Origin of the sequence: Streptomyces viridosporus, assembly GCF_002078235.1 — a bacterium.
GTDB lineage: Bacteria > Actinomycetota > Actinomycetes > Streptomycetales > Streptomycetaceae > Streptomyces > Streptomyces viridosporus.
This window is the reverse complement of sequence record NZ_MSGP01000503.1, coordinates 1-6,277: the sequence shown is the minus strand read 5'-3', so window position 1 is coordinate 6,277 and position 6,277 is coordinate 1. Positions and strand designations below refer to the sequence as shown.

Below are 6,277 nucleotides of genomic sequence, written 5' to 3'. Positions count from 1 at the left end.
GGTCCCGGCCGGGACCGCACCGGACCGGGCCGAGACGGCCGTCCCCACCAACCTCACCCTGCTGCTGATCGAGGACGACCCCGGCGGCTCGCCGATCGTGCCGGACCTGCTCGACCAGGCCGGCAAGCCGATCCGCGTCCGCACCGCCCGCAACCTCACCGAGGCCGAGCGGCTGCTCACCGACGACGTCCACTGCATCCTGCTGGACCTGGCGCTGCCCGCGCCCGGCCGGGCGGGCGGCGACGACGACGAGCTCGCCGTGCTCAAGCACGTGCTGGAGCTGGCGCCCCGGCACGCCGTCCTCGCGCTCACCTCGGCCGACGACACCGAGCGCGGCGCGGAGGCGGTACGGGTGGGCGCCCAGGACTACCTCGTCCGCGACGAACTGGACGGCCGGCTGCTGAGCCGGGCGATCCGCTACGCGGTGGAGCGCAAGCGTTCCGACTCCGCCGAGCGGCGGCTCGCCGAGGGCCGGCTCCGCGCCCAGGAGAACGCCCGGCTGGAACGCGGGCTGCTGCCGACCCCGCTGCTGGAGGGCTCCCCGCTCCGCTTCGCCGCCCGCTACCGCCCCGGCCGCTCGCGCGCCCTGCTCGGCGGCGACTTCTACGACGTCGTCCGCACCCCGGACGGCACCGTGCACGCCATGATCGGCGACGTCTGCGGCCACGGCCCGGACGAGGCCGCCCTCGGCGTCGAGCTGCGCATCGCCTGGCGTGCGCTGACCCTGGCGGGGCTGTGCGGCGACGAGCTGCTGGGCACGCTCCAGCAGGTGCTGGAGCACGAACGCGCGGACGACGAGATCTTCGCGACCCTGTGCACGGTCGACATCGCCCCGGACGGCTGCCGGGCCGGCCTGTGCCTGGCCGGCCACCCCTCGCCGCTGCTCGTCCGCCCGGGCCTGCCCGCGCGGCTGCTGCCCTACGACGACAACGGCCCGGCCCTCGGTCTGCTGTCCGGCGCCCGCTGGCCGCGGATGCAGGTGGAGCTGGGCGCCGAGTGGAGCCTGATGCTCTACACCGACGGTCTGATCGAGGGCCGGGTCGGGGACAGCGGGGAGCGGCTCGGCCAGGACGGCATGGTGGACATGGTCCGCCGACAGCTCACCGCGGGGCTGCACGGCGAGGAACTGCTGCAGGCGGCGGTCAGCGAGGTCCGCGACCTCAACGGCGGCGAGCTGACGGACGACGTGGCGGTCCTGCTGCTGGACCGCGCACCGTAGCCCGGCCGGCCGGTGCCGGCCGGCGGCTGCTTCCTACCGGCCGCCGTTCCACGGGCCGTACGGACCGTCGCTGCTGGAGCCCCTGCGGCTGCGCCCGCCACCGGGGAGGCCGCGCAGGGCGGGCCGGACGTCGACCATGTACACGATGGTCGCGATCAGTCCGATGATCGGCAGGAACGACAGGATGTCGAAGATCAGGTTCACCACGAAGGCGAGCCCCAGGATGATCAGCCAGAACGGTTTGGTCTTCTTGTCCGCCGCGCGGTAGGCGTCCTCACGGCGCGTGGCGGCGTCGATCAGCGCGAAACCGCTGAAAAGGATCAGGGCCATGCTCAGCAGCCACATCAACCCCGCGAATCCCTGCATCAGCACTACGTCCACCACCCGACTCGGCTCGTCCCTACGCCGCAACCGTACCCGCAACCGCCGGTCGGCTATCCGGACAACGGGCCGGGCACCGCGAGAGTGCCCGGCCCGTTCCGCCGACCGGTCCCGTCCCGCCGCTTACTTGGCGGGCGGGGGCGTCTTCTTGGTCGTGGCCTTGCGCTGCGCCGGGGCCTTCTTGGCGGCGGCGGGCTTCCTCACCGCCGCGGGGCCGGCCCCGGCGGACCCGGTCCCCGCGGTCCCGGGGGTCGCGACGGGCTTGGCGTCCCCGGCCGCGGCCGGTTCGGGCCGGGACACGGGCTTCGGTTCGGCGGACGGCTCCACGGCCACGGCGATGTCCTCGATGCCCTCGGCGGCCTCGCCGCGCCAGGTCCGCACGGCCTGCTCGCCGTGCTCGGCGACCTTCTCGTAGGTCTCCCGGGCCTTGACCGCGTACTCGGCGGCGACGCCGACCCCGCGCAGCGCGAGGTCCTGGGCGGTCTCACCGAGCTTCTTCAGGTCGGTGTCGAGGGAGCCGAAGAACTCGCCGACCTTGGCCTGCAGGGTCTCCTGCGTCTCCCGGACCCGGTGGGTCGCCTTCTCCTGGACGGCCTTGGGGTCGGTGTTGCGCACGGCCTCGATGCGGGCCGGGGCCTCGGTGCGCAGCTGGTCCACCAGGACCGGCACCTTCCTGGCCTGCTGCAGGGCCAGGTCGGCGGTGCCGGCCGCGAAGTAGAGCGGGGTCGGGTTGCGAAGGGTCTTGCGCAGGTCGTCGGTGATGGCCATGGTGATGGTCCTCCCGGATTCTGTTTCGGCTGAGGGTTCGTGTGGTCCGCGGCGGGCGGCCGGTGCCCTGGTCCGGCTCAACCGGCCGTCTGCTGCGGATCGGTGTCGCTTCCGCCGGTCGTGCGGGGACGGCGCCCGGCGGACGTGCCGCTCCTGCTGGTGGAGCCACGGCGTCCGGCGGAGGCGCCGCCGCCGGCCGTACGGCTCCGGCGTATCGCCGCGCCGCCGTCCGGGACGTCCTGGACGTCCTCCGCACGGTCGCTCCCGTCGGCGCCGTCGGCCGCCTCGGCCGCGTCGACCGTCCCGGTCGTCGCCTTCCCGTCCTCGGCTCCGCCGAATCCGTTCTCCTTGCGGAAGGACTCGTAGATCTGGAGCAGCACCTGCTTCTGACGCTCGGTCAGCGTGGGGTCGGCGAGGAGGGCGGCCCGCGTCTCGACCTCGTCCCGGTCCCGCTCGGCGTCGAGGATCCCGGCCCGGACGTACAGCGTCTCGGCGGAGATCCGCAGCGCCTTGGCGACCTGCTGCAGCACCTCCGCGCTCGGCTTGCGCAGTCCGCGCTCGATCTGGCTGAGGTACGGATTGGACACCCCGGCGGCATCGGCGAGCTGCCGCAGCGACAACTGCGCGTTGCGCCGCTGCTCGCGCAGGTACTCACCGAGATTGCCGACGTTGAGCGATGCCATGCCTCCACCTTGCCCCACCCTGCTAACTATTGCAAGCATCCGCTTGCAGAAGTGTGCCACCGGGTGCTCCGGGCGGGCGGCGGACCGGGTCCCGCGGCCTCGCCCCGGCGGAAAACCAGCGGGACGCGCCCACGGCATGGGACAACATGGGGCATGCGATCGGACGAGTGGTACCTCACCGAAGACGTCGACGACTTCCTCGCCCGGGCCGGGGACTTCCTGCGTTCGCGGCCCGGCCCGCACGTCATGCAGCTGACCTGGGCCGAGAGGGTGCGAGCGCGGGGGGCGGAGGCGTTCGGCACCGAGGCCCCCGTCTTCGGCGCGCTGGAGCGGGCGGGCGAGGTCCACGCCGCCTTCCACCGCCTCCCGCACCGTGGTCTCGGCCCTTCCCCGCTCACGCCCGAGCAGGCCGACTCCCTCGCCGCCCACCTGGCCGCCCTCGGGCACTCCCTCCCCTCCGTCGGCGCGGACCACGGCACGGCCACCGCCTTCGCCGAGGCCTGGCAGCGGCACACCGGGGCGACGCCGAGACTCCGCGACCTACGGCTCCGCCTGTACCGCCTGGGCACGCTCACCCCACCGGAGCCGCCGCCGGCGGGCCGGGGCCGCGTCCTGGGCGAGCAGGACCTCGACCACGTCATGTTCTGGTGCGGCGAATTCGCCAAGGCCGTCGGGGAGGACGTCGTCATCGACGCCGACACGTGGGCCGACACCCGCTTCGCCGACAAGCGCTACACGCTCTGGGAGACCCCGGACGGCACCCCCGTCTCCCTCGCGGGCATGAACCCGTTGATCGGCGGCCAGGTCCAGGTGGACGTCGTCTACACCCCGGCCCACCTGCGCGGGCGCGGCTACGCGGGTGCCGTGACGGCGGAGGTGAGCCGGGCCGCGCTGGCCGCGGGCGCGAGGGACGTCGTGCTGTTCGCGGACCTGTCCAACCCCACCAGCAACGCCCTCTACCAGCGCCTCGGCTACCGCACGCTCACCGACTGGGCCGTGTACGACTTCGCACCCGCCGGAGCGGCGAGCGCACGGCCCGACCACCCGGCCCCCTCCACGACAGGACGCCCATGACCGCCACCGATCCCCGGGCCGACCTCCGCCTCTCCCTGCAGTCCGCCCGCGACGCCCTGCTGTGGAAGCTCGAAGGGCTCTCGGAGTACGACGTCCGCCGTCCGCTGACGTCGACCGGCACCAACCTCCTGGGCCTGGTGAAGCACGCGGCCGGCGTGGAACTGGGCTACCTCGGCGAGGTCTTCGGCCGCCCCTCCGGCGAGCCGCTGCCCTGGCTGGAGGACGGTGCCGAACCCCACGCGGACATGTGGGCCACCGCCGAGGAGTCACGCGAGCGGATCGTGGGGCTCTACCGCCGGGCGTGGGCGCACGCGGACGCGACGATCGACGCGCTGCCGCCGGACACGGTCGGCAGGGTGCCGTGGTGGCCCGACGGCGAGGACGAGGTGACGCTGCACCGGGCCGTGGTGCGCGTGCTCGCGGACACCCAGCGGCACGCCGGACACGCCGACATCCTCCGGGAACTCCTGGACGGCTCCGTGGGGATGCGGAAGGACAACGTCGGCGTGCCGCCGGGCGACCCGGCGTGGTGGGAGGCCCACCGCGACCGGCTGGAGCGCGCGGCGCGGGAAGCCGACCGGAACGCGTGACGCCGGGCGCGCCGAGGGCGGCGCGCCCGGGACCGCGCCGCCCTCACCGGTGCCGCTCCACCTCGACGGTCATCAGCGGCAGCGACCGCCCCACGGCCGCCCCGGACGGCACCAGCCCGACCCGGGTGGCGCCCATGGCCCGGTAGAAGGGCTCGGCGTTCGGGTCGGCCTCGAGGCGCAGCCGTTCCAGGCCCAGGGCGCGGGCGACGGCCAGGGCGTGCTCGAAGAGCAGCCGGCCGACCCCGCCGCCGATGGCCGGCGGATCGACGAACAGCATGCCCAGCTCCCCCTCGGGCGGGCCGCCCTCGACGGTGACGAACCCGACCACCCGCCCCCGGTCCTCGGCCACGGCGGTCCGCCGCCGTACGACCTCCCCGGGCCTCAGGGTCAGCTCCTCCCGGCACCGGTGGAGGAACGCCTCGTCGTATCCCCAGTGCGCCTTCGAACGGAGCGCCAGGCGGCTCAGCGCCTCCGCCTCCTCCGGCCGGGCGGCCCTGATCAGCACGGTGTTCTCCCCTCTCCTCGGCGGTCCGGGGCCGCGGCGGGCCCCGGACCCGCACACCCACTTTTTTGTGCGTACTTGGCAGCGTCCCGGCCCTGCGCGAACCTGGACGCGGCCGGCCGCCGGACACGCGGGGACGGAGGTGACGCGGACGACGGCGGTCGTCAGGGCACCGGCCGGGTGGTCGCGGTCATCCTGTCCAGACGGCGGTGCCCCCAGTCGGCGAGCGGGGCGAGGGCCCCGGCGAGGTCGCGGCCGAACGCGGTCAGGGAGTACTCGGTCTTCGGCGGAAGCACGTCGTGGACCCGCCGGTCCACCAGTCCGTCCGCCTCCATCTCCCGCAGTGCCTGGGTCAGCACCTTCTCGGTGAGGCCGGGCACCCGCCGGCGCAGTTCGGCCGGCCGGTGCGGGCCGGACTCCAGCAGCCACAGCAGTGTGGTCTTCCACTTGCCCTCGATCACGGCGATCGCGGCGGTCACTCCGCAGACGTCCGGGTCCTGGCGCCGGTGCGTCACGCCGCACCCCCTTTCATCGGATTTATCAGCAATCAGCCATCACGTTACGGGAGTCGAATGATGTCCGTGCACACCGACCAGTCCGCCGTCACCCTCCTCGGGCTCGGCCCGATGGGCCGGGCGCTGGCCGGGGCGTTCCTGGCCGCGGGGCTGCGCACCACCGTCTGGAACCGCACGCCCGGCCGGGACGGCGAGCTGGTCGCCCGGGGCGCGGTCCCGGCGCGCTCGCCCGAGGAGGCGGTCGCCGCCTCCCCGCTCACCGTCGTCTGCGTGGTGAACCACGACGCCTCGGACGCCGTGCTGCGCCGGGACGCGGTCACCGCCGCGCTCGATGGCCGCACGGTCGTCAACCTGAGCGCCGACACCCCGGAGCGCGCCCGGGACACGGCCGAGTGGGCCGGGCGGCACGGCGTCCACTACCTGGACGGCGCGATCATGACCCCGACCCCGACCATCGGCACGGACGACGCGGTGTTCCTGCTCAGCGGTCCCGAGGAGCTGTACCGCCGGCACCGGCCGGTGCTGGCGGTACAGCTCCTCGGGAC

Annotated in this window: 9 protein-coding genes; 4 read left to right on the top strand and 5 right to left on the bottom strand. The window is 74.5% G+C overall.

Annotated elements, in window-relative coordinates:
* Nucleotides 1-1,219 (top strand): PP2C family protein-serine/threonine phosphatase (locus B7L92_RS30585; protein ID WP_081240587.1); only part of this gene is annotated, 1,219 nt, incomplete at its 5' end.
* A gap of 33 nt (nucleotides 1,220-1,252) precedes the next feature.
* On the opposite strand, the gene B7L92_RS30580 is transcribed toward B7L92_RS30585, so the two are convergent.
* The 3 genes from B7L92_RS30580 to B7L92_RS30570 all read right to left on the bottom strand — a co-directional run bounded on the left by B7L92_RS30580 (nucleotide 1,253) and on the right by B7L92_RS30570 (nucleotide 3,051).
* Entirely contained in the window at nucleotides 1,253-1,585 is a 333-nt protein-coding gene (locus B7L92_RS30580) for a DUF2516 family protein (RefSeq protein WP_081240588.1), read from the bottom strand.
* A gap of 138 nt (nucleotides 1,586-1,723) precedes the next feature.
* The gene (locus B7L92_RS30575; protein WP_081240586.1) at nucleotides 1,724-2,368 is read right to left on the bottom strand and encodes a hypothetical protein; all 645 of its coding nucleotides are present in this window, start codon (nucleotides 2,366-2,368) and stop codon (nucleotides 1,724-1,726) included.
* Nucleotides 2,369-2,445: 77 nt separating this feature from the next.
* A complete protein-coding gene (locus tag B7L92_RS30570) occupies nucleotides 2,446-3,051 on the bottom strand; it encodes a helix-turn-helix domain-containing protein (protein WP_081240585.1) in 606 nt (201 codons plus the stop codon).
* Nucleotides 3,052-3,204: 153 nt separating this feature from the next.
* Between B7L92_RS30570 and B7L92_RS30565 the strand changes: the two genes are divergently transcribed.
* Entirely contained in the window at nucleotides 3,205-4,125 is a 921-nt protein-coding gene (locus tag B7L92_RS30565) for a GNAT family N-acetyltransferase (RefSeq protein WP_081240584.1), read from the top strand.
* Entirely contained in the window at nucleotides 4,122-4,715 is a 594-nt protein-coding gene (locus B7L92_RS30560; RefSeq protein ID WP_081240583.1) for a DinB family protein, read from the top strand. The genes B7L92_RS30565 and B7L92_RS30560 overlap by 4 nt, the downstream gene beginning before the upstream one ends.
* A 43-nt stretch (nucleotides 4,716-4,758) precedes the next feature.
* Here B7L92_RS30560 and B7L92_RS30555 read toward each other — a convergent pair whose 3' ends face one another.
* Both B7L92_RS30555 and B7L92_RS30550 read right to left on the bottom strand, forming a co-directional pair.
* Nucleotides 4,759-5,220 carry a GNAT family N-acetyltransferase gene (locus B7L92_RS30555; RefSeq protein ID WP_081240582.1) on the bottom strand — a complete coding sequence of 154 codons (462 nt, stop codon included), beginning with the start codon at nucleotides 5,218-5,220 and terminating at the stop codon, nucleotides 4,759-4,761.
* 161 nt (nucleotides 5,221-5,381) lie between these two features.
* Nucleotides 5,382-5,732, bottom strand: coding sequence for a winged helix-turn-helix transcriptional regulator (locus B7L92_RS30550; protein WP_081240581.1), 351 nt, complete (start codon nucleotides 5,730-5,732; stop codon nucleotides 5,382-5,384).
* A 60-nt stretch (nucleotides 5,733-5,792) separates the two neighbouring features.
* Between B7L92_RS30550 and B7L92_RS30545 the strand changes: the two genes are divergently transcribed.
* The coding region (locus B7L92_RS30545) for an NAD(P)-binding domain-containing protein (RefSeq protein ID WP_174704046.1) at nucleotides 5,793-6,277 on the top strand (485 nt) is incomplete at its 3' end.

What these genes read in the sequence shown, in the direction of transcription:
- B7L92_RS30575 (WP_081240586.1), bottom strand. Translation starts at nt 2,368, where the DNA reads ATGGCCATCACCGACGACCTGCGCAAGACCCTTCGCAACCCGACCCCG.
- B7L92_RS30565 (WP_081240584.1), top strand. Translation starts at nt 3,205, where the DNA reads ATGCGATCGGACGAGTGGTACCTCACCGAAGACGTCGACGACTTCCTC.
- B7L92_RS30560 (WP_081240583.1), top strand. Translation starts at nt 4,122, where the DNA reads ATGACCGCCACCGATCCCCGGGCCGACCTCCGCCTCTCCCTGCAGTCC.
- B7L92_RS30570 (WP_081240585.1), bottom strand. Translation starts at nt 3,051, where the DNA reads ATGGCATCGCTCAACGTCGGCAATCTCGGTGAGTACCTGCGCGAGCAG.
- B7L92_RS30580 (WP_081240588.1), bottom strand. Translation starts at nt 1,585, where the DNA reads ATGCAGGGATTCGCGGGGTTGATGTGGCTGCTGAGCATGGCCCTGATC.